At 43.1% G+C, this 20356-nt stretch carries 23 protein-coding genes; 10 read left to right on the plus strand and 13 right to left on the minus strand.

Annotated elements, in window-relative coordinates; translation table 11 throughout:
• Nucleotides 1-9: 9 nt before the first annotated feature.
• Nucleotides 10-1032 carry a serine hydrolase domain-containing protein gene (locus DET59_RS14150; RefSeq protein ID WP_113970292.1) on the minus strand — a complete coding sequence of 341 codons (1023 nt, stop codon included), beginning with the start codon at nt 1030-1032 and terminating at the stop codon, nt 10-12.
• Between the two features lie 189 nt (nt 1033-1221).
• Between DET59_RS14150 and DET59_RS14155 the strand changes: the two genes are divergently transcribed.
• The gene (locus DET59_RS14155) at nt 1222-1839 is read left to right on the plus strand and encodes an HAD family hydrolase (protein ID WP_113970293.1); all 618 of its coding nucleotides are present in this window, start codon (nt 1222-1224) and stop codon (nt 1837-1839) included.
• A gap of 49 nt (nt 1840-1888) precedes the next feature.
• On the opposite strand, the gene DET59_RS14160 is transcribed toward DET59_RS14155, so the two are convergent.
• Both DET59_RS14160 and DET59_RS14165 read right to left on the minus strand, forming a co-directional pair.
• On the minus strand, nt 1889-2905 hold the full coding sequence (locus tag DET59_RS14160; RefSeq protein ID WP_113970294.1) for an ABC transporter permease subunit: 1017 nt from the start codon (nt 2903-2905) through the stop codon (nt 1889-1891).
• Nucleotides 2898-3782, minus strand: a complete 885-nt coding sequence (locus DET59_RS14165; RefSeq protein ID WP_181778171.1) for an ABC transporter permease subunit — start codon at nt 3780-3782, stop codon at nt 2898-2900. The genes DET59_RS14160 and DET59_RS14165 overlap by 8 nt, the downstream gene beginning before the upstream one ends.
• Nucleotides 3783-3898: 116 nt before the next feature.
• Between DET59_RS14165 and DET59_RS14170 the strand changes: the two genes are divergently transcribed.
• Both DET59_RS14170 and DET59_RS14175 read left to right on the plus strand, forming a co-directional pair.
• Complete coding sequence (locus tag DET59_RS14170) at nt 3899-4573, plus strand: hypothetical protein (protein WP_113970296.1); 675 nt, start codon at nt 3899-3901, stop codon at nt 4571-4573.
• 162 nt (nt 4574-4735) lie between these two features.
• The gene (locus DET59_RS14175; RefSeq protein WP_113970297.1) at nt 4736-5938 is read left to right on the plus strand and encodes a sensor histidine kinase; all 1203 of its coding nucleotides are present in this window, start codon (nt 4736-4738) and stop codon (nt 5936-5938) included.
• 102 nt (nt 5939-6040) lie between these two features.
• On the opposite strand, the gene DET59_RS14180 is transcribed toward DET59_RS14175, so the two are convergent.
• Entirely contained in the window at nt 6041-6289 is a 249-nt protein-coding gene (locus DET59_RS14180; RefSeq protein ID WP_113970298.1) for a YueH family protein, read from the minus strand.
• A 426-nt stretch (nt 6290-6715) separates the two neighbouring features.
• Here DET59_RS14180 and DET59_RS14185 point away from each other — a divergent pair, with 426 nt between their 5' ends.
• The 6 genes from DET59_RS14185 to DET59_RS22100 all read left to right on the plus strand — a co-directional run bounded on the left by DET59_RS14185 (nt 6716) and on the right by DET59_RS22100 (nt 9809).
• Complete coding sequence (locus DET59_RS14185; protein ID WP_113970299.1) at nt 6716-7219, plus strand: YehS family protein; 504 nt, start codon at nt 6716-6718, stop codon at nt 7217-7219.
• Nucleotides 7220-7222: 3 nt separating this feature from the next.
• Nucleotides 7223-7930 carry a M48 family metallopeptidase gene (locus DET59_RS14190; RefSeq protein ID WP_113970300.1) on the plus strand — a complete coding sequence of 236 codons (708 nt, stop codon included), beginning with the start codon at nt 7223-7225 and terminating at the stop codon, nt 7928-7930.
• An 80-nt stretch (nt 7931-8010) separates the two neighbouring features.
• Nucleotides 8011-8400 carry a VOC family protein gene (locus tag DET59_RS14195; protein ID WP_113970301.1) on the plus strand — a complete coding sequence of 130 codons (390 nt, stop codon included), beginning with the start codon at nt 8011-8013 and terminating at the stop codon, nt 8398-8400.
• Nucleotides 8401-8603: 203 nt separating this feature from the next.
• Entirely contained in the window at nt 8604-9044 is a 441-nt protein-coding gene (locus DET59_RS14200; RefSeq protein ID WP_113970302.1) for a Dps family protein, read from the plus strand.
• Nucleotides 9045-9164: 120 nt separating this feature from the next.
• Nucleotides 9165-9545, plus strand: a complete 381-nt coding sequence (locus DET59_RS14205) for a nuclear transport factor 2 family protein (protein WP_113970303.1) — start codon at nt 9165-9167, stop codon at nt 9543-9545.
• 141 nt (nt 9546-9686) lie between these two features.
• Nucleotides 9687-9809: a hypothetical protein gene (locus DET59_RS22100; protein WP_258549680.1), complete on the plus strand. Its 123-nt coding sequence runs from the start codon at nt 9687-9689 to the stop codon at nt 9807-9809.
• 71 nt (nt 9810-9880) lie between these two features.
• Here the strand turns inward: DET59_RS22100 and DET59_RS14210 are convergent, their stop codons facing one another.
• Nucleotides 9881-11458 (minus strand): glutathione ABC transporter substrate-binding protein, encoded by a 1578-nt coding sequence (locus tag DET59_RS14210; RefSeq protein WP_113970304.1) that lies wholly within the window; start codon nt 11456-11458, stop codon nt 9881-9883.
• Nucleotides 11459-11811: 353 nt separating this feature from the next.
• Here DET59_RS14210 and DET59_RS14215 point away from each other — a divergent pair, with 353 nt between their 5' ends.
• Nucleotides 11812-12660 carry an STAS domain-containing protein gene (locus DET59_RS14215; RefSeq protein ID WP_113970305.1) on the plus strand — a complete coding sequence of 283 codons (849 nt, stop codon included), beginning with the start codon at nt 11812-11814 and terminating at the stop codon, nt 12658-12660.
• Nucleotides 12661-12745: 85 nt separating this feature from the next.
• On the opposite strand, the gene DET59_RS14220 is transcribed toward DET59_RS14215, so the two are convergent.
• From DET59_RS14220 to DET59_RS14255, 8 genes are all read right to left on the minus strand, one after another.
• Nucleotides 12746-13459, minus strand: coding sequence for a Dph6-related ATP pyrophosphatase (locus DET59_RS14220; RefSeq protein WP_113970306.1), 714 nt, complete (start codon nt 13457-13459; stop codon nt 12746-12748).
• A 173-nt stretch (nt 13460-13632) separates the two neighbouring features.
• Nucleotides 13633-14949 carry an SLC5/6 family protein gene (locus DET59_RS14225; protein ID WP_113970307.1) on the minus strand — a complete coding sequence of 439 codons (1317 nt, stop codon included), beginning with the start codon at nt 14947-14949 and terminating at the stop codon, nt 13633-13635.
• Between the two features lie 4 nt (nt 14950-14953).
• Nucleotides 14954-15643: a response regulator transcription factor gene (locus DET59_RS14230; RefSeq protein WP_113970308.1), complete on the minus strand. Its 690-nt coding sequence runs from the start codon at nt 15641-15643 to the stop codon at nt 14954-14956.
• A gap of 16 nt (nt 15644-15659) precedes the next feature.
• Nucleotides 15660-16424, minus strand: a complete 765-nt coding sequence (locus tag DET59_RS14235; protein ID WP_113970309.1) for a sensor histidine kinase — start codon at nt 16422-16424, stop codon at nt 15660-15662.
• Nucleotides 16425-16493: 69 nt separating this feature from the next.
• Nucleotides 16494-17474 carry an ABC transporter ATP-binding protein gene (locus DET59_RS14240; protein WP_181778172.1) on the minus strand — a complete coding sequence of 327 codons (981 nt, stop codon included), beginning with the start codon at nt 17472-17474 and terminating at the stop codon, nt 16494-16496.
• On the minus strand, nt 17471-18466 hold the full coding sequence (locus DET59_RS14245) for an ABC transporter ATP-binding protein (protein ID WP_113970310.1): 996 nt from the start codon (nt 18464-18466) through the stop codon (nt 17471-17473). The genes DET59_RS14240 and DET59_RS14245 overlap by 4 nt, the downstream gene beginning before the upstream one ends.
• A gap of 11 nt (nt 18467-18477) precedes the next feature.
• On the minus strand, nt 18478-19398 hold the full coding sequence (locus tag DET59_RS14250) for an ABC transporter permease (RefSeq protein ID WP_113970311.1): 921 nt from the start codon (nt 19396-19398) through the stop codon (nt 18478-18480).
• Between the two features lie 16 nt (nt 19399-19414).
• Nucleotides 19415-20320: an ABC transporter permease gene (locus DET59_RS14255; RefSeq protein ID WP_113970312.1), complete on the minus strand. Its 906-nt coding sequence runs from the start codon at nt 20318-20320 to the stop codon at nt 19415-19417.
• Between the last annotated feature and the right edge of the window lie 36 nt (nt 20321-20356).

The following is a 20356-nucleotide window of genomic DNA, read 5'->3' on the forward strand; positions in this document are numbered from 1 at the left end:
TTCATGCACTCAGATTTCAAAATAACTCTCAATCGATTTCGTCACTTCAAATGGGCCTGATTCTCTATTGGACGGAATCGACAGCTTTAAGTCAAGCTGAGGATAATAAGAGGAACGAAAGCTCACTCCGGGATCATACCCCATCACATGATACTTGTAGATTTCCTCATTCCTTTGATTCATCCAGATTCCATACCCGTAGTGCACCTCTCCATTCACATGGACATGAGGGGTCAGCAGCTTTCTGGTTGTTTCTTCATTTACTAGTTTATAAGAATATAAAGCTTCCCAAAGGTTCATCATATCTGAAGCGGTGATAAACGCCCCGCCGTCCGCCCCGCCTTTTACAGGGATGGAGTAGAGGTTGGTTCTCCACGAGTTCTCTTTCTCTATATAGCCCACTGCTGTATTGGAAGGAAGGCAGTCCAATGAAAAATACCCTGAATTTCCCATACCTGCTTTCTGGAAAATCTCAGATTCTATGTAATCGGTAAAAGCCTGCCGGGTTTGTTGCTCGATGATCAATCCCAATAGGATGAACCCCGCATTATTGTAATGAAATCGATCGCCGGGAGTGAATTTCATCTGATTGGACTGAAAGAATGGGAGAAAGTCCTTGAGGGATCTCATATGGTAAACCGGTCTTTCCTTCCACAGCTCTTCAAAATCAGACATTACTTCTTCATCGAAATAATCAGGGATACCTGACGTATGGGTCAAAAGATGATGGATGGTCACTCCCTCATCAAAATGAGGAAAGTCGATATCCAAACGATCCTTTAACCGGGTGTCAAAAGACAGTACCCCCTTTTCCACCATTTGACCTATCCCTATGCTTGTAAATAACTTACTCCCTGATGCAATCCCGAATCGTGTACCGGTGGTGTTCGGAAGGCGATCCGATCGATTGGCATAGTCATGGGCACTTTCTGATACAACTTCTGTCCCTTGTTTGACAAGGACGACCCCAGAGAAGCCGAGTTCTTTACAGCTTTCATGTATTAAATTATGCAGCTCGGTATGTTTGCTCATTGAATTTCCCTCCGTTATAGGCTATGACTCTATTCATTATATTAACATATATTTCCTGTTAAAGGTGTGATCTATGGGGATCAGCATAGACCACTTAGGAAAAAACCTTCCCCATGAATTTCTGCTATACTACATACGATGACATTTTTTACCTGTCAAAAAACACCGAACGAATTGGAGGAATCATTCATGGACAGCATCATCTTCGACCTGGACGGAACACTTTGGGATCCCATTGAATCCGTTCTGGAAGCATGGAACAACGTTATCAACGAACATAACCAGTTAAAAGATGGAATAACAAGGAAGCATCTTGAGGGAACGATGGGGCTTCAAATGAAAGAAATCGGGAAGAGATTGTTCCCTGAATTGAACGAAGAGGAGCGGGAGCGACTTCTGAAAGATCTTTCCCGCTATGAAATCCCCCACTTAAGTAAGTATGGAGGGAGTCTCTATAACCATGTGGAAGAAGTGCTTGTAGAGCTGTCGAAGAAGTACAAGCTGTTTATCGTCAGCAACTGCCAGGACGGATACATAGAGGCATTCTATGACTATCACAAACTGGATAAGCATTTCATCGATTATGAGAACCCTGGTAGGACAGGACTTTCAAAAGGCGAAAATATTAAACTGATCATTGAACGTAACCATTTAAATGCCCCTGTATACGTTGGAGATACAGAAGGGGACCAAAAGGCGGCAAAGGAAGCGGGGATTCCATTTATCTATGCCCGCTACGGATTTGGGGAAGTGGACGAGTATACGCAAGCCGTTGATTCTTTTGATGAGTTGCTGAAACTTTTTTGATAAAAAAAAGAAGGCGCCGATGGGTCCGTGGGCGTCTTCTTTTCATGTGTTAATTCTTAAGTGTAAACAAATCCGTTGAAACAGTGGTGGTGGATTTTTCCTTGATTTCTTTTTCCTTCTTCACCTTCACCAATGCATAGTCACTCTCGATGAACACTTTCCTAAGTGTCGAGCTTATGCTATTCACGCACAGAATGATGAGGGCGAAAAAGGCCAGTGGGACAAGGACCAGGAACGGGTTCGAGAAAATGAGCCGGATATTCATACTGATGGTGGCGGCCCATTCATTTGTTTCCGAGAAGTACACCGGGTTACTTGGGTCAAGGTCTGTGAAGGCAAACTCAGCTATCTTCAATCCGCCGAGTGCCATGAGCATGATACCAAGCTGGATCAGTAAGGAAAGGGCTTGTGCCACCTGCTCCGAAAACAATACGATGGAATGCCTCATAAATTGAGGGATAAGATGTCTCCTCATGATACTGAATCGACCGGCTCCCATCGTCCTGGATACGTCGATAAATTCCTGGTTCATGTAAAGCTTCATCTCTTCCCCCAGGTAGGTTCCGAGGGAGGGAGTTGTGATGATGGCAATCACACATAATTGAATGACAAAGTACTCACCCGAAGGCAGGAACCCAGGCTGAAACGAGTTTTCCAAGGGAATCAGCATGGCGAATACGACGATGGCAAGGGGAACATATTGAAAGGACTCCCCCAAGCCTTTAACGTACCTCCTGACGATTGATGGGACAAATATGTAAACGATGGCAAAGATGAACCCGAATACAATTCGTAGAAAAGCAATGAACAAGGCAGCAAAAATCGTATATTTCGCACCGGCCAATAATAATAGAAAGAAATTCCTGCCGAGACGGTCGCTGCCTAAAGGAGCCATCTCACTTGGTGAAAAAGGAGGAGCGGCAATGAGTCTTCCTTCTTCATCCTTTAAATAATTCACCACCACATCATAATCCGGAAACCATACAGGAGTCAGAAAGCTGATGAAGATGAGGGCCACAATAACGAAAACAGGAACCGATAGCCCTTTTACAAGTTTCCTAGACACGATATTCTCCTCCGTTTAACCATTTCTTCAAGATGTACGACCCCGCTTGAAAAACGATGAAAAAAGGTACGAAAATCAGGAGCATCCCTACAAAGAAGGCAGCAGCTGAACTGGTGGATGCCCGGAATAATACCATCATGAAGCCATTCATATTAAACAGGATTTCAATGACAAGTAAATTGGAAAGCATCAAAAGAAAGATCGGCTTTAAGTGAAGGAAGAAGTGGATCCATACATTACGGAACAGATGAAACCACACCGTATATGATTTCCTGAACCCTTTCGCCAGGGAAAACTCTACATAGGGCTTGCTCTCCTCTTCTTTCAGCTGGAACAAAAACTGCTTCACAAGGAATACAACTGGCAGGATGGAAAGGCAGACGATCGGTAGAAAGTAGGTCCGTTCATCGTGGATGGCATAAATATTGAAAAACAGGATGTCCGTCCTTTTATATAACCAGATGGTGATGATCTGGAATGATACGACGATGAAAACGTCCGGTAGCGCATCGAGTACATTCAACAGTTTCATGGACCATCGGTACCCCCGGCGTGATGATAGCATGATGAAGTAGCTCACCAACACAGAAAAGCAAATGGCCAAGAAAAACGAACTGATCAGGATGGTGAATGAATAACCATAAGTATCCAGTGCTATCTTGACCAAGGAATATGGTCGATTCTGTTCTCCTAAGTAAACCGTGATGGCAGACGGGTCCATCAGTTCAAAAATGGAATCATACAACTCATGGAAATAGTAACCAACCGTAACAACAAGCTGCGTATCATAGGCTAGAAGCGACCCGACCCCGCTCAGTAAAAATAGCCCCGCAACCACAATCAAAAAATGAAAGGACGTATCCACGACTCTTTTCATGAAATCCCTCCACATTATTTTACAAATTCATACAATTTTTTCATGTCTCATGTTACAATAAGCAAATAAATTTGTAAACAAGATTCTGACTAATGAGCTGAAGGCAGGTGTTCGATATGAACGTGAAAAGACGAATGCTTTACCTATTCATCCTGCTGGCCCTTACATTATTAACAGCTTGTCGACTGGACTTTTCAAAGGATAAAAGCAGTGTGCAGCAGATGATGAAAAAAGAAGGCAGTGTTGAAAAGGTAGAAAAAAAGGATACTGAAAGCAAGCCCACTTCTAACGAAAAAGAAGAACCAGCCTATACGTTCAATGCATCTGTCACATTGGATTCAACCAGTATTCAAGTAGAGGGAGATTCAACCCTTCCACCCGATGTAATTCTCTATGTCAGACTGAGAGCATATCCCGAAGACGCTTCAATTCCCGACATTAAGGACTATCGTGCAGAACCTTATACGAAAGTTATCTCTGAAGAACATATGAGCGTCCAGGAAGACGGGACATTCAAGTCACGTGGAGTGGAGAGACCGGAATTTCAACAAAGATATCTGCTGGAATTAATTTTTGCACCAACGAGATTTGAAGAATCGATGCAACAGAAACTTGTGACCGAAGGTGAAAGTGTAGAGGACCTTCCTGGGATGATTCCGATTGACATGCCTACCCGAAATGAATTCTTTGATGATGTGGTCCCTGGATATATCAAACACGTCAATATCATGCAATTTGATGAACCGGATGGGAATGACGTAACGTTGGAATTAGTGTCAGTTGAATCGTAGACACTCCCTATAGAAAATGGACAATAGGAAGGTGTTTTTTTATGTAGTTTGATGCTGGCCATACGTTTCTTCGGTGATTGACTTTTCCCGAAATTTGTCAGATAGTTAGATTGTCCTGTCATAGAATGACAGAAATAGAGTTTATTAGTGGGAGCATTATTAATGAAGGAATTTCATGGTCGATTACATAAAAAATACTATTATATGATTGTTTCGTTCATTATCGCCCTGATGATCGCGGGGTTGTTGGTGGATAATCAGGTGAATTCACGATTTGTGGTGCATGGAGTGATGATTTTCATCATCTCTATCTGTCTTTTGATTTATCCATGGTTTGAGAATGCGTGGGTGAGATATATGACGATCATCTCCTCCACCGGTTATTTTTACACCCTCTTTTACTTGTATCCGGAAACGTGGTCGGGGTTTGTTTTGCTTTGTTTTATTCCTGCCCTATCCATTCTCTTTTTTGATAAGTGGCTGTTTTATTTTTCGCTTGTGATCAATCTTGCGTTCATTGCGGTTACATTCGGTTATATCGGATTTGTCGATAAGGGGAAAGACTATCCTTACATATACACAGATATAGTAGGGAATGTGGTGAACTTCTTGGCCAGTCAGGTCCTGCTCTATTTTATCTTTCATTTAACGAACCTGCGAATTCAGAAGCAGCGGGTTTATTATGAGCAGGTGCAGCAGGCGGAGCGGATGAGGACAACGGGGCAGCTGGCGGCGGCTGTTGCCCATGAAATCCGGAATCCCCTGACCGTCGTGAAAGGATTTCTTCAATATTATGTAGAAGACCCGGCATTCAGTCAGAGCCAGAAGCAGAATTTTGCCCTGATGATGAATGAACTCGATACGGCGGAGCATGTCATTTCCCAGTTCCTCTCCGTTTCAAAGCCGGACAATGTGGAGAAGGTGGACAATGTCGACGTTGAGATGGTTCTCAAGGATGTGACGGAACTCCTCAACATGTACGGTCTGCTGAACGACAATGGCATTGATCTTTACGTAGAAAAGGACTGTCATGTGGCGGCCAATTCCATTGAATTGAAGCAACTATTTATCAATCTAATCAAAAATGCCATCGAAGCCTCCCCACATAGTGGGTCCGTTGAGGTAAAGGCTGCGAAAGTAAAAGGCCATGTCTGCATTCAGATCATAGACAACGGCCGTGGAATGAGTCAGGAGGAAGTGAAGAACCTCGGGACTCCTTTCTACTCCTTAAAAAGCAAAGGAACCGGCCTGGGCCTCATGATTTGCTTCAACATTGTGGAGAAATACAACGGGGGCATACAGTTTGACAGCGAGCCGGGACATGGCACAACAGTCACACTGAAATTTCCCCTTGTTCCTAATTAAAAGAAGGTCCGTCCCTCAACGCACTAAAGCATTGAGGGACGGACCTTTCTTGATAAGCATGAAGAAACAGCAAATGATCATTTGCTGTTTTGTGTCTTGTATTTAAGAATGGCTTTGAACTAACTTTTCGATAGCTGTTACCAATTCGTCTGTATCCCCTTGGAACATATGGAAATTAAGTGAGGATTGAAGTTTTGTACTTTGAATGCTGATGTCATCCTTTTGATTGAATTCTGCAGACCAATGGATGGCAGGTATCGATACGATAAATCGTTTGTCGGGAGTTTTATGGAGATATACTTCAGCCAGTTTGTTTCCGGACAGATTTATTTTCTCATATGAGGTTATCATTACATCACTCATTTCAGTTTTATGGTAGGTAATGTAAGTATAACAGGCTTAAACGGTTAAGGCGAAGAATTACATAATGGGGTAATAGTAAAGAAATACTTGAAATGAGGTTGGCTTATAAAAAAGAATAGGAAAGATGGAGAAAAATTAGGCTGGTTCATGTTGACAGGTGAAGAAGTGTAAGCATGATGGATATATTATTTCAATCATCATCACTTCCATATCGGGGTGCTAGATAGGTCATCAGACATCTTTTTCACATCGGACTGAGTCTCTTTCAAGTCATTACTGATGCTCCGAACGTCTTTATATCGTGGTTTATTAGTTTTGTCCCTGCTTCTTTTTCATTGAGGTCATACTACAAAACAAGTCCTTATAGTGGTAAGCTATTGTTTTAGTGATAGGAAAATCTCAGGAGGTAGACACATGAATTTAAATAATAACGATATATTAATTCGATTACGATATGCACTCGATATCAAAAATACAGAAATGGTTGAGATCTTCAAGCTTGGAGGCATTGAGCTCTCAAAAGAAGAAGTGCTGAAGGTGCTCACAAAAACACAGTACAGTGATGATTTCGAGGAAGAGATCATTGAGGATGAAGACCATATACCATGTGATGATGAAATGTACGAGTCCTTCTTAAACGGCTTCATTACGTTTAAAAGAGGACCAAAACCGGGACAGACGGATCGACCGGAATTGACGTATGAGCATGTGAATAACCTTCTATTAAAAAAGGTAAAGATCGCCCTCTCATTAACAAGTGAGGATATGATCGAGATCCTGGATCTGGCTGGAGTGGCAATTACAAAAGGCGAATTAGGAGCGATTCTGCGAAGAGAAGGACATAACAATTACCGAGTGTGCGGTGACCGGTATGCACGGAATTTCTTAAAAGGGTTAGCCATCCGATACAGGGGATAAATGATGAACCATACTTATTCTGGTGAGACCATACAGTTTGAGATTAAATATAAGAACCGGACATCGATCGGTATTTACTTGGACAAATTCGGAAGCATTGAAATTCACGCACCTAAAGGGACCACGGATGAATCGGTGATTCGGCTGCTGGAGGATAAATGGGATGTGATCCTGGAGAAATCGAAGGAGATGAAGGATCGTCTGAATGGACCGCAGGATAAGGTCTATGAACATGGGGAACCCTTTTTGTATTTAGGGAACTCATTTCCCATACAGGTTCTTCAAAATCAGGAGATTACACAGGATCATGTCACATTTGACGGACAGACGTTGCATATCAAGGTAAAAGAGCACGAGGATAAACGAATCCAGCAGGCGTTAAAACGGTTTTACTACAAGCAGTGCAAAGCATTGGTGGAGAAAAGCATTGCCGTCCATCAACGTCACTTTAAATCCAAGCCCCGTTCCATCCGCATCACAGACAGTCAAACGACCTGGGGAACTTGTGATGGGAGAAGGCAGCTGACCTTCAACTGGAAGCTTGCCATGGCCCCGCAGGATGTTATCGACTACGTCGTCGTCCATGAAATGTGCCACATGGTCCACCTCAATCACGACCGTTCCTTCTGGCGGCTTGTCGGAAAAATCGTACCGGATTATAAGGAAAAAGAGCAGTGGCTCGCGTTGTCCAGTTGGAAGATGACGGTGTAAGTCGGCAATTCATGTGGGACGAGGAGACAGGTGAACTGTAACCCATCAATCAAATAGTTGAATAGAAAGAAGTGAAGGCCTTGATAAAGTATAAATGTCTCCATCATGTAAGTCTTACGGTGACAAATTTGGAAAAAGCGAAAGATTTCTATGGGAAAACGTTATGTTTAAACGAAATTCCGCGTCCCGATTTTGGTTTTCCGGGTGCCTGGTATGAAATCGAGGGTCAGCAGCTCCACTTGATCGTCGATCCTTCTTCGCAAACCATACGTAAGGATAAACGTCTATCCAGCAGGGAAGGGCATTTTGCCCTTAGAGTGGAGAGCTATTATGATACTCTCCAATGGTTAAAAGAAAACGAAGTCGAAATTCTCGAAAAACCACAATCGAAAAGTGGATTCGCCCAAATTTTCTGCGCCGATCCAGATGGTAATCTGATTGAACTTAATGTGGAACAAAAAGATCTATAATTTTCTATGAAACCAACAGGCGCGATGAACTCAGGGAATGAGTCATTATCCTGTTGGTTTTGTTTTTATGGGAAGCTGCATGTTATATATATCAGTGGATAGAATAAGGGTGTAAAGTGTTTTATGATAATACTTATTAATTGATAATTATTATAAATAAGGATATAATACATTTATAACAAAGACAAAAGGAGAGAACATACATGAATCAACAATTAGTCGTGGCCCTTAACAAACAACTTGCAAACTGGAACGTCCTTTATACAAAATTACACAATTATCATTGGTATGTAACGGGTCCGGAATTCTTCACCCTGCATGAGAAATTTGAAGAATACTACAACGAAGCGGGAAATTATATTGATGAAGTGGCAGAAAGAATTCTGACGATCAAAGGGAAGCCGATTGCTACCCTAAAAGAGTACCTTGAAACGGCTACCATCGAAGAATCCAATGGAAAAGAAACGGCCACAGAAATGGTGGACGCATTAATAAACGATTTTAAACAAATTGTGAATGATTCCAAGAAGATCATCGAAGCAGCAGAGGATTCTCAGGATCAGCCTACAGCTGACTTATTCATCGGAATTAAAACATCACTCGAACAACATATTTGGATGTTGAATGCATTTAATACACGATAAGACAAAAAAGCATTGACCTGCATGGGCCAATGCTTTTTTACATCATCTACATTCATTCGCCTATTCATTCCATATCCTATAAAATGAAAGTATCTCGGTTGAAATGAAAGGATGATTGAAATGAATGGTTCACTCACCATTAAAGAAAGAGCAGTCTCATTTCTGGAACTTGTCGCATCAGGAAACGTCCGTGAAGCATACGAGAGTCACGTAAGTCCTGACTTTCGCCACCACAATCCGTATTTTCCAGGAGATGCCGATTCACTAATGTCTGCTATGGAAGAGAATGCATCCGGGAACCCGGAGAAGATACTCGAAGTCAAGCGTGCCATCCAGGAAGGGGACACAGTTTCGGTTCATTCACATGTGAGACAGAATCCAGACGACCTGGGAGGGGCTGTCGTTCATATCTTCCGTTTCGAGGATGATCGGATCGTGGAATTGTGGGATGTAGGGCAAGCCATTCCGGAGGATTCACCTAATGAGAATGGGGTCTTTTAATTTTCATTCAATATAAAAAGTCGATTCCTATGGGAGTCGACTTTTTTACGTTCACCAGCAGGCTGGGGAAATTTCGAGCGGCTTCATATTTTTTGCCATCCTTGTGCACTATATAAATAAAACAAAAAGGGTGGTGAAAGAATGTCTAAACAGAAGAATAAGGACCTTAAGAATAATAAAGCAATGCCGAAGTCAGATGTGGAATTTGCACAAGATGGACTTGAAAAAGTGGCCATTAAAGCGCAGGAACGAAAGAATAAGTAAATAGAAATAAAAAATGAGAAGTTAGGCAACTTCTCATTTTTGGTCTTACTGAATCGTTTAGTTAATAGATATTATTGAATGCTAACATCATTGATTTCCAAATAACCGGCAGGACTGATAGAAAAATCTTTTACGTTGTTTCGAATCGCCGCCATATTTTCAATCACTCGTACCGGGATATAGACCGCGTCTTTCATTTCCAGCTCCTGAGATTTTGCATAAAGCTCCAATCGTTTCTCTTGATCCATTTCAGAACGTGCCTGTTCGATCAATTGATCTACCTCATCATTACTATAGAAAAATGTATTTCCGGCAGGTCCATGGGAGTTGCTGTGGAAAAGATTGTATTGATTATAGTCTGCATCACCTGTAGCATTTCTCCAACTGATGATGAACATTTCCGAATTTCCACTTGTGGCTTGCTCTACAAAGGTTCCATACTCCTGGATCTGGATCTCCAGGTCGATTCCAATTCCTTTGAGCTGGGATTGCATGACTTCAGCCAGGCTGATCCTTTCCTTACTGTCCATTGTAAGCAATGTGGTTTTGAATCCATCAGGATACCCAGCTTCGGTCAGTAACCGCTTGGCTTCATTTACATTATACTCATATGCCTTCATATCCTGATGATAGCCAAACACTTTAGACCCTAATAAGGAGTTTGCCTTTTTTCCTATATTATTAAATACACCTTTCATGATGGAATCCATTTCAACTGCATGGGATATGGCTTTCCGGACACGGACATCATTGAAAGGTTCCTTTTGTACATTGAATCCTACATACTCGGTACCAAAGCCTTCACTTCGGTATACCTCAACATTATCGGAAGCCTTCACCGAATCCATCATCGTGACAGAAAGAGGTTCTGCAATATGGGCTTCGCCTGTTTCAAGCATGGAAATCCTCGTTGTCTCTTCTGGTACGACTTTGAATACGACTTCGCTTATAGTTGGTTGATCTCCCCAATACTCGTCGTTTTTATGAAACACAATCTCTTTTCCTGTTTCCCAGGACTTGAACTCAAATGGACCTGTGCCGACCGGCTCTTGGATAATGTCCTTTCCATATTTATCGATCGTCTTGGGACTGATGATTCCGCCTTCATGACTCGCCAGGATGGATAATAAGGGTGAAAAAGGTTCAGTTAAAAGAAATCGAACGGTACGATCATCGACTATTTTTATTTCCTTGACCATTTTGAATACAACTGCTCGAGGCGAAGCCACCTTTGGGTCTGTTAAACGATCAAACGTTTTCTTCACAGCCTCGGCATTAAATGGTGTCCCATCATGAAATGAAACATCATCTCTTAGCTTGAATTCCCACGTTGTATCATCCAACTGCGCCCATTCCTCAGCAAGTAAAGGCTTGATTTTGGCATTTTTGTCTCTGCCGACAAGCCCCTCGTAAATTTTACCGTGTGTCACGCTTGCAGCGTTAATGGTGGACATAAAATGATGATCAAGGTTCTCCACATCGGATAGACGGGCGATGACCAACTTATTTTCTTTGTTGGAAGCCTGTCCATCAGCCTGGTCACCCGAATTAGCCCCCATATTGGTGGAGCAACCGCTAATCGCTAACATCAGTACCATTATTCCAATCATTAAAATCCTGCTCCTGAAACTATTTACCTTCGTCTTCATCTATTCATCCTCCCCTCCGTATTTATTTAATTATAAGAATTTTCAGACATATAAAATTAAGATATCTTTACTGTTTTTTTTGTTTTGTTGACCTTTTAATTAGGCAGGATGAGTTTATTCTAAGGTTCATAGCAAATCAAATGTAGTCCCAAGTATCCGGCCCACTTTTCTTACAGGTGTCGATAGGTGATTAAAAGTGAATGGGTAAATTGATTAATGACTTTCTTCCCAACAAACCTGACGATTAAATTGGTGTGAAATATTAAATAAATATTTGAAATACTTGTTTTAGAAGGGTTTTTATTCATAGTAACGAATAGGGAATATATCAGGATAAAAAGGAGCGTGTTATGATGAAGGGATTATTCCATAATAAGGAAGAGGTAACGGGTTTTCTTACGGCTAACAGAGAGAAATTCCAGCAAATGCTCTTATCTGAAGCTGTAAATGTTGGGAGCAAAATCAATGATATTCTAGAAAAAGGAAACATCGATCTATTAAAGAATGCAGAAATGTTAGCTCACTATATCGTTGAAAACAGAGAAGAAGAGCTGGTGGAATTTGCAAAAGTAGAGGGTATTGCATGGGCACAACATTCTCTCACACTTGCATTCAAACTGGAATGGGTACATGCCATTAGAAGGACTCTATGGCATTTCCTTTATCAATATGATAATCAGAATGCGGAAAATGAATCACCAAGAAAGAAATTCTTTGATTTGGAAAAAAGAATTAATGACAGCGTTGATCAGTTCCTGAATACTTTCTTTATCAGTTATTCTGATTACAAAGATGAACTTTTATTATCGCAAAAAAAACTGGTGGAAAATCTATCGGTACCTATCATCCCGATCAATAGCTCGATTGCGGTATTGCCTTTAATTGGAATGATCGATACCTATCGTGTCCAAACATTGGAAGAAAAAGTGTTGATGGGAATCAGTTCGATGAAAATTCAAACCCTGATTATAGATTTATCGGGTATTGCCGAAATGGAATTGGATGTCATTTTTCAATTTGAGAAGATCTTAAACGGAATTAGTATGATGGGATGCAAAGCAATCCTTACAGGGCTGCGGGTAGAGCTTGTTAGAAAAATAGTTGATTCGGGAGTGGCATTTGACAGTCCAGTAGAGACACAGGGTACATTGCAACAAACACTCAAAGAACTCCTGGTATTGGAATCAGGAGTGCAATATTAATTTAATCATTTTATTTATAGGGGCAAAAAAGCTGAAGATCAAACATCTGATCTCCAGCTTTTTCTTCATTCAATCATTATTCAGGTCACTTTCTAACATGACGTTCCGACATCTTATCCAGTTCCAACGGCAAAAACGCATATTCTCCGTCTTTCAAAATCTCACGCTTTAAAACGGGAACAGGATGTTTGAAAAGCGGGCCATCCACTACTGTGGTATGGAATTCTCCACCTTCTCCGCATGGGTCGATTCCCCGTGCTTCAAGTTCCTTTATGTATTCATGGGTCAACGTCCGCCCTAAATCGTCAGAGCGCATGCCCAGGGATAAATTAACCGTCACAACGATTGATACAAATCCCAGATTGATGAACTCTTCTACAGCTTCACGATGGTTCATTCCCCATAAAGGCATCCCGAGCTTCAGCCTTGCGTTCTGCGCCACTTTTTCATGCCAGCAGCCGTGTTCAGGCATATCCAGGTCTCCCGTCACTAACGCTTCTGCTCCTTGATTCTTTGCTTTTTCTAAAAGGGTCATGTAGGCTTCTTCATAATCTGTCCAACTGGCAGCTGCTGTGAATACGGGCAAGCCGATCGATTCTGCTTGTGCACGGATAAGCTCTGGAGGCATCCCGTGGGATCTGGAACGTTTTCCTTCTTCCTCCAACATCACGATCAGACCGATGGCATTTCCATCCATCGATGCTTTGTATAGAGCCAAAACACTATCCTTTCCTCCGCTAAATGAAGTGATGAATGAATGCCCGCGAGCACCATGTTTCCATTCCTTTGATTCTGCCATTCTTATCTTTCCTCCTTAAGGTTTTTTCCTGTTTTTATAAATCGTTTCATCGTTTCTCTCATTCTATCACGATGAGGCTTTATAGATCACATCCTACTAGTCTGTGATTAGTAGATGTCTGAGTCCATAAAGACAAAAGAGTCGCCTATTTGTCGCCTTTCTTACTCGTATCGTTACGGGTAGGGTTTCATTTTTTTATGAATTCGTATCTCATTAACCACCAGCGAAATCATCACTAACCCACTCGACACGAAAAAGCTGATCCAGGTCGATTGAATTGAATTATAGCTTAGGAGAGACAGCAACCCGGTTCCTAAACCAATCAACGAACAATAAGGGAGGAGCACCGGGATCGTTCTTTTATAAAAGATGATCGCCAACATCGTCGGAATGATGGCTGCATACACCTGGGCGAAAAAGAAGATAAGCTCCATCAGACTGGGTGACAGGATCGAACTGATGAGAAAGAGTGAAAGGGAAAGCACACCGGAGACCAAATAGGTCTTTTTCAATTGCTGTTCTTCACTCCAATCGAACTTGTGGTTCAGCATATTCCGGATGACCATGATCGATGTGGCATGGAGCTCAGCCCCCACGGTGGAGGCAATGGCACTGAAGCAGCAGCCGATAAATAATAAAAGCAGAAACAATGAGTCGATTTTCTCCACCAGCTGACTCAATATGGAGTAAATGTTTTCAAAGCCCTGCCCATAAACCGCAATCAATACAATCGCGGTGAAGGCGAGGGGGATGGTCGCCCATATGATCCCGGCCATCATAAAGGATGTTCGGACCTTGGATTTTTCAATGATATAGATCCGCTGCCAGGTCGCCCGGTCGATCAATACTTGTCCGAATCCAATCAGAAATGCTGTAAGAATGAACAAGGTGATTTCATTATGTTTCAGAAATAATAAGTAGGGATGATAAAGCAGCAAACCATCGTAAACGGGAAAAATACCTTTTTGAATAAAAAAATAAACGGGAATCAGAATGATGGCTGCGAAAATAAACGAGATATGAATCCCTTCAAAGCGATGGATTTGCTTCATGCCCCCTATGGACAATAGGAAGCAGTATAGAAAGAATACGAGTAACCCTACATAGATCGGTGTTTTTAATAGAAAATGAAATAACACACCTGCCCCCAGTGCTTGTATGAACAGGGAGTCCAGGCTTGTCAGGAGCAATACCCACATGACGAACCAGTATGACCTGCCACGGAGCCTTTCTTTCAAAACATCCCCTAGAGTCATGGAGTTTGGGAATCGTTCCCTGATATAGGGGGTGATCCACCCGAATAGAAAGAGAGCGGTGGCACCCATCATGGCATAGCCGATTCCACCAAGCAGTCCATATTTCACGAGTGTTTCAGGAGAGGACAAAATCGTATTGCCGGTCACCCATCTCGCCAGGAGCGAAACGACTCCATACGCCACTCCAAACGTGATGGTTCCTTGTATATACTCACGATACGTTCGTGGCTTCATTAATTTATACCTTCTCTCTAATCCGATATTCCCTTGGAGTGTATCCTGTTTGCTTCTTGAATAATGAACTGAAATAGTGCTGACTGCTAAATCCGCACGCTTCAGAAATAGAAGAGATGGACTTTTCGGTATCCTGTCGCAGTAATCGCTGTGCGGCCTGGACTCTAAAATCATTCAGGTATTCAGAGAAGCTGATCCCCATCTCTTCATGAAATTTTCTGCTCAGGTACGTACCGTTGATATGGATCTGGCTCGCCAATGAAGAAAGGGAAAGCTTATCGCTGTATTGTTCATGGATGATCGTTAACGCTTCCTGCACGATATGGGATTGGATTGTTGCGTATTTATAGTGGCCGAGAACTTGGAATAATTCTTCTTCAATTATCGGTTTTGTCAAATAATCCTTTGCCCCGAGTCGCAGGGAGGCCTGTGCATAATCGAATGATTGGTAGGCCGTGACCATAATGATATCAATCTGGTCATATTTCTTCATTTCAATCCCGAGTTCGATCCCTGATTTACCAGGCAGCTGAATGTCGAGGAGCGTAAGGCGAATCGGGTGTTCCGTCAGGATCTTTAATGCCTGTGACGCATCCGCGGCTGTATGGATCGTCCAGTAAGGATATTTTTCGTGAATCATGTAGTTGAGCTGCTCTAGTTCAAGGGGCTCATCGTCAACGAGCAAAATATGCATGGCGCTTCCTCCTTCATCAAGTAATGGTGTCTTCTCTGGTCATATGTGGCCAGAAGATCTGGACACTCGTTCCTTTGGCTTCTTCATTCAGCTGAATGAGGATTTCTTCCTTCGGAAAGAGCATCTGCAATCGCTTCTGAATATTGTGTAATCCAATTCCACGGTCTTCCTTTTGAACATCTAGCGCTTCCAAAGCAGTTGATGAGCTGTTCCATACTTCTAAGTACACTTTGTTCCTTTGCTCATTCAGGATGATGATCAGCTTGCCTTGTCCGGGATGCTTCTCAAGTCCATGCTTAAAGGCGTTTTCTACAAGGGTCTGTAGGAGGTAAGGAGGGACTAGGGAAAGCTTGCAGCTTTCTTCAACGCTCCACACTACCTCGAGCCGATCTCTGAATCTCAGCCTTTGAATGTCGAGATAATATCGGGTGTATTGGATTTCCTCCTCCATGGTGATCAAGGGGTCAGTCTGTTTGTATTTGAACTTAAAGTATTTGGAAAGCACCTCGATGGCAGAAATCAGTTCTTCCTTGCGATTCAGACGTGCCAGGCTCAGGATTACATTAAGTGTATTGAAAAAGAAGTGGGGCTGGATCTGTTGGTTCAGTTGGTTGTATCTAGCTTCTTGAAGTTCCTGTTTCAGAAGCAGTTCGTTCTTTTCTTTCTCCAGTTGATCCAGACGTTTTTCAAATAGAAAGAGAAATAATAAGCTAAAAGCCCCAATGATTGGGGCTAATACGGACAGCATGATATAAAATGAAAAGGATTCTTGTGTAATCATGTGAAGAACTCCTAAAGTGATGAGTCATACTTTCTATTTTATAAGAAAACGAAGGTTCTGAAAATATGTTTAGACATAATGGCACCTTGTAAAATGTTCCCCATGACCGGTCATAGGAGGCAGTTCTGCTTTACACAAATCTGTTGCCAGAGGGCAGCGGGTATGAAACTTGCACCCGGATGGTGGATTCAATGGCGAAGGGACATCCCCTTTTAAAAGAATTCTTTCTCTTTTCTTAGAAAAATCAGGTACTGGTATGGCCGAAAGCAAAGCCTTGGTATAAGGATGGGTAGGGTTGTCGAACAACTCATGCTTTGTACCGATCTCGACCACCTTCCCGAGATACATCACAATCACCCGATCTGATATATGACGTACAACACTTAAATCATGGGAAATGAAGAGGTACGTTAATTTCAATTCCTTCTGAAGTTTCTTTAACAGGTTCAAGATTTGTGCCTGAATGGATACATCCAGTGCCGATACGGCTTCATCACAGATGATCACTTTCGGATTCACCGCCAATGCCCGTGCGATTCCGATCCTTTGTCGCTGACCGCCGCTGAATTCGTGGGGGAGACGGTCGAGTGAGGTAATGGGGAGGCCCACATAGTCCAATAATTCCTTCATACGATCTTCGTGTTTGAAAGGGGGCAGTACTTTTTGTATGGTCATGGCTTCCTTCAGGATCTTTCTGACGGTTTGTCTCGGATTCAAGGAGGCAAACGGATCCTGGAAAATGACCTGGATATCTCCCCTCATATTTCTTAATTCCTTTTTGGATAGACTGTTCAATTCCATTCCTTTGTATTGAATGCTGCCTTCCGTCGGCTTATCCAGCTGTAGGATGGCACGGCCGGTTGTCGATTTGCCGCAGCCGGACTCACCTACGATACTGAGGGTTTCCCCTTCATACAGGGTGAAGGTGATATCATCCACGGCTTTTACGACTTGTTTCGGCTGGAACAACGACTCCCTTTTGATAGGAAAGTACTGTTTCAGGCCCTTTACTTCTAAAATAGGTTTTTTCTCTGTCATCACAGCGGTCATGTCATCTGCACCTCTTTCTCGACGTTATATAGAAAACATCTGATTTGACTACCATCCTTTAAGGAATTGAGCTGTGGCTCTTCCTCGTGACATCGTGCAGTCGCCAATGTGCAACGGGGAGAAAAACGGCAGCCTTTTGGCATGTTATAGGGGGAAGGGACACTGCCCGGCATCGTTTCCAGTTCTGCCTGGTCTTCATGCAACTTCGGTAATGAAGACAACAGCCCATTTGTGTAGGGATGTTTCGGGTTTGAGAATAATTGTTCCGTCGAACTATATTCCACCACCTGTCCGGCGTACATAACCGCTACTTTGTCACACAGCTCTGCTACCACTCCTAAATCGTGCGTGATGAAGATGATTCCCATATTCAGCTTTTTCTGAAGGTCCTTCATCAGCTCCAGAATTTGGGCCTGGATCGTCACATCCAGTGCCGTAGTCGGTTCATCCGCAATGAGGACCTCCGGGTTACAGGCAAGGGCCATGGCGATCATGACACGTTGCCTCATTCCGCCGCTCAGCTGGAAAGGCTCTTGTTTCGCCCTTTGTTCAGGAGAAGGGATGCCTACTAATTCGAGCATTTCGACCGCTTTCTTCCATGCTTCCTTTTTCCCGAGCTTTTGATGGATGCGTACAGCTTCTGCAATCTGCTCCCCGACCGGTATGACAGGATTCAATGACGTCATTGGCTCTTGAAAGATCATGGAAATTTGATTTCCGCGCACTCTTCTAAGCTCGGATTCGGACATTTTAAGGATGTCCTTTCCTTTCAATTCAATGGTCCCGTCCACTATCTTTCCTGGAGGGGAGGGGACAAGGCGAAGTATCGAAAGGGAGGTCATGCTTTTTCCACAGCCCGATTCTCCGACAATCCCCAATGTCTCGCCTTCGTGAAGAGCAAAATCGATTCCATCAACGGCTTTCGTCACTCCTTTTTTCGAAGTGAAATGGGTTTTTAAGTTTTTTACTTCCAAGACCACATTTTTACTCATTGCAACCACTCCTAGTTAAGTTCAATTCGTTTGTTAAAGAATCGGTATAAAACATCTACGAATAAATTGACGATTACGAAGACAAGGGATGCGACCAGTACTCCGCCCTGAACCATCGGAAGGTCACGTGTACGGATCGAGTCAACGATCATACGGCCGAGCCCATTGATGGCAAAGACCGATTCAATTAATACCGTCCCTCCGAGAAGTGCCCCAAACTGAAGGCCGACCACCGTGATGACAGGAATCAAGGCATTGCGCAGGGCATGCTTATAGATAATGGCAAAGCTTTTTAAACCTTTTGCCTGAGCAGTACGGATATAGTCCTGCCTTACGACCTCAAGCATGCTGGATCGGGTCATTCTGGCTACGATGGCAGCTCCTCCGACCCCGAGCGTAAAGGCCGGTAAAATGATGTGCAGCATGCTGTCCCATCCCGCAACAGGTAAAAGCTGAAGTTTTACAGAGAATAAATAAATGGATAGAAGACCTAGAAAGAAGCTTGGAAGGGAGATCCCTAATAAAGCGACGATCATCACGGAAATATCGGTAGCAGAGTATGGTCTGACTGCCGAAATGATCCCTGCTGTCATTCCAAGGACAATCGTAATGAGAATACTGTAGAAGGCCAGTTCAATCGTGATCGGTAAGCGGGTCATGATTTCCTGGATGACAGGCTGCTGGCTCTTCAGAGATTGTCCAAGGTCACCCTGGAAAACATTCATGATGTATTCTCCATATTGAACATACAGTGGTCGGTTCAAGCCGAGCTCTGTCCGTAGTTGATTGATCGCTTCTTTCGAGGCACCTTCCCCTGCAAGTATGATAGCCGGGTCTCCGGGAACCATCTGCATGATGAGAAAGACAACCAGGGTCACACCGAATATGACGGGGATGATTTCTATTAATCTTCTGAAAATGTACAATATCATTTCCTATTCCTCCTTATTATGATTTCAGTCTCGGATCAAGCGCGTCCCGAAGTCCGTCCCCGAAAAGATTAAAGCCGAGTACGAGAATGGAAATCGCCAACCCCGGGAAGAGGGCGATGTAGGGAGCCGTGAATAAAAAGTCCCTTCCGCTGGACAGCATTGTACCCCATTCAGGTGAAGGAGGCTGTGCTCCTAATCCAAGGAAGGATAATCCCGCTGCTGAAAGGATGGCGGTGGCGAGACGCAAGGATCCTTGAATGATGATGGGAGATAAAATGTTCGGCAGGATGTGCCTGAAGATGATGATGAAATCATTGGCTCCAAGCGAACGAATGGCATCGATATATTCAAGCTTCTTCGTTTCAAGCGTTGATCCCCGTACAACCCTTGCAAATAAAGGGATGGAGAACACCCCGACGGCAATCATGACATTTACAAGGCTCGGTCCCAGTGCAGAGATGATGGCAAGAGCCAATAGGATCCCAGGGAAAGCAAGCATGACATCCAGGATTCTGCTGATGAAGGTATCGATCCATCCTCCATAAAACCCTGAAATCAACCCCATGATGATGCCAAAGAAAGCACCGAAGCCGACTGCGGCAAAACCGACCCCCATTGAAAGACGGGAGCCGTAGAGGATCCTGGCTAGGATATCCCGTCCTTTATCATCCGTCCCCATCCAATGCTCTGTACTCGGGGGCTGGAGTTTATTGTCCAGTTGAATGTCATAAGGATCATGTACAGCGAGTAAAGGAGCAAACAGGGCAATGAGAATATAGAAGAGAATGATCCCTCCACCGACTACTGCTGCCTTGTTCCTTGAAAAGGTTTCCCAAAATGGTTTGATTCTTGTTTCAAACAGGCCGGGCTTTGACTCAAGTATGGGTGATTGAATTTCTTGAACTTTAAGTTCTGTCGACATGACGTTTCCTCCTCATTGAAATGGTTTGTGTAATTC

Source organism: Rossellomorea aquimaris, assembly GCF_003315075.1.
Taxonomy (GTDB): Bacteria; Bacillota; Bacilli; order Bacillales; family Bacillaceae_B; genus Rossellomorea; species Rossellomorea aquimaris_C.

Bases quoted from the DNA above. Each gene is read 5' to 3' on its own strand.
- DET59_RS14240 (WP_181778172.1), bottom strand. From the start codon at position 17,474: ATGACCGCTGTGATGACAGAGAAAAAACCTATTTTAGAAGTAAAGGGC.
- DET59_RS14210 (WP_113970304.1), bottom strand. From the start codon at position 11,458: ATGAAGACGAAGGTAAATAGTTTCAGGAGCAGGATTTTAATGATTGGA.
- DET59_RS14225 (WP_113970307.1), bottom strand. From the start codon at position 14,949: ATGAAGCCACGAACGTATCGTGAGTATATACAAGGAACCATCACGTTT.
- DET59_RS14215 (WP_113970305.1), top strand. From the start codon at position 11,812: ATGAAGGGATTATTCCATAATAAGGAAGAGGTAACGGGTTTTCTTACG.
- DET59_RS14170 (WP_113970296.1), top strand. From the start codon at position 3,899: ATGAACGTGAAAAGACGAATGCTTTACCTATTCATCCTGCTGGCCCTT.
- DET59_RS14200 (WP_113970302.1), top strand. From the start codon at position 8,604: ATGAATCAACAATTAGTCGTGGCCCTTAACAAACAACTTGCAAACTGG.
- DET59_RS14175 (WP_113970297.1), top strand. From the start codon at position 4,736: ATGAAGGAATTTCATGGTCGATTACATAAAAAATACTATTATATGATT.
- DET59_RS14185 (WP_113970299.1), top strand. From the start codon at position 6,716: ATGAATTTAAATAATAACGATATATTAATTCGATTACGATATGCACTC.
- DET59_RS14220 (WP_113970306.1), bottom strand. From the start codon at position 13,459: ATGGCAGAATCAAAGGAATGGAAACATGGTGCTCGCGGGCATTCATTC.
- DET59_RS14190 (WP_113970300.1), top strand. From the start codon at position 7,223: ATGAACCATACTTATTCTGGTGAGACCATACAGTTTGAGATTAAATAT.
- DET59_RS14155 (WP_113970293.1), top strand. From the start codon at position 1,222: ATGGACAGCATCATCTTCGACCTGGACGGAACACTTTGGGATCCCATT.
- DET59_RS14230 (WP_113970308.1), bottom strand. From the start codon at position 15,643: ATGCATATTTTGCTCGTTGACGATGAGCCCCTTGAACTAGAGCAGCTC.
- DET59_RS14150 (WP_113970292.1), bottom strand. From the start codon at position 1,032: ATGAGCAAACATACCGAGCTGCATAATTTAATACATGAAAGCTGTAAA.
- DET59_RS14205 (WP_113970303.1), top strand. From the start codon at position 9,165: ATGAATGGTTCACTCACCATTAAAGAAAGAGCAGTCTCATTTCTGGAA.
- DET59_RS14180 (WP_113970298.1), bottom strand. From the start codon at position 6,289: ATGATAACCTCATATGAGAAAATAAATCTGTCCGGAAACAAACTGGCT.
- DET59_RS22100 (WP_258549680.1), top strand. From the start codon at position 9,687: ATGTCTAAACAGAAGAATAAGGACCTTAAGAATAATAAAGCAATGCCG.
- DET59_RS14165 (WP_181778171.1), bottom strand. From the start codon at position 3,782: ATGAAAAGAGTCGTGGATACGTCCTTTCATTTTTTGATTGTGGTTGCG.
- DET59_RS14235 (WP_113970309.1), bottom strand. From the start codon at position 16,424: ATGATTACACAAGAATCCTTTTCATTTTATATCATGCTGTCCGTATTA.
- DET59_RS14255 (WP_113970312.1), bottom strand. From the start codon at position 20,320: ATGTCGACAGAACTTAAAGTTCAAGAAATTCAATCACCCATACTTGAG.
- DET59_RS14250 (WP_113970311.1), bottom strand. From the start codon at position 19,398: ATGATATTGTACATTTTCAGAAGATTAATAGAAATCATCCCCGTCATA.
- DET59_RS14245 (WP_113970310.1), bottom strand. From the start codon at position 18,466: ATGAGTAAAAATGTGGTCTTGGAAGTAAAAAACTTAAAAACCCATTTC.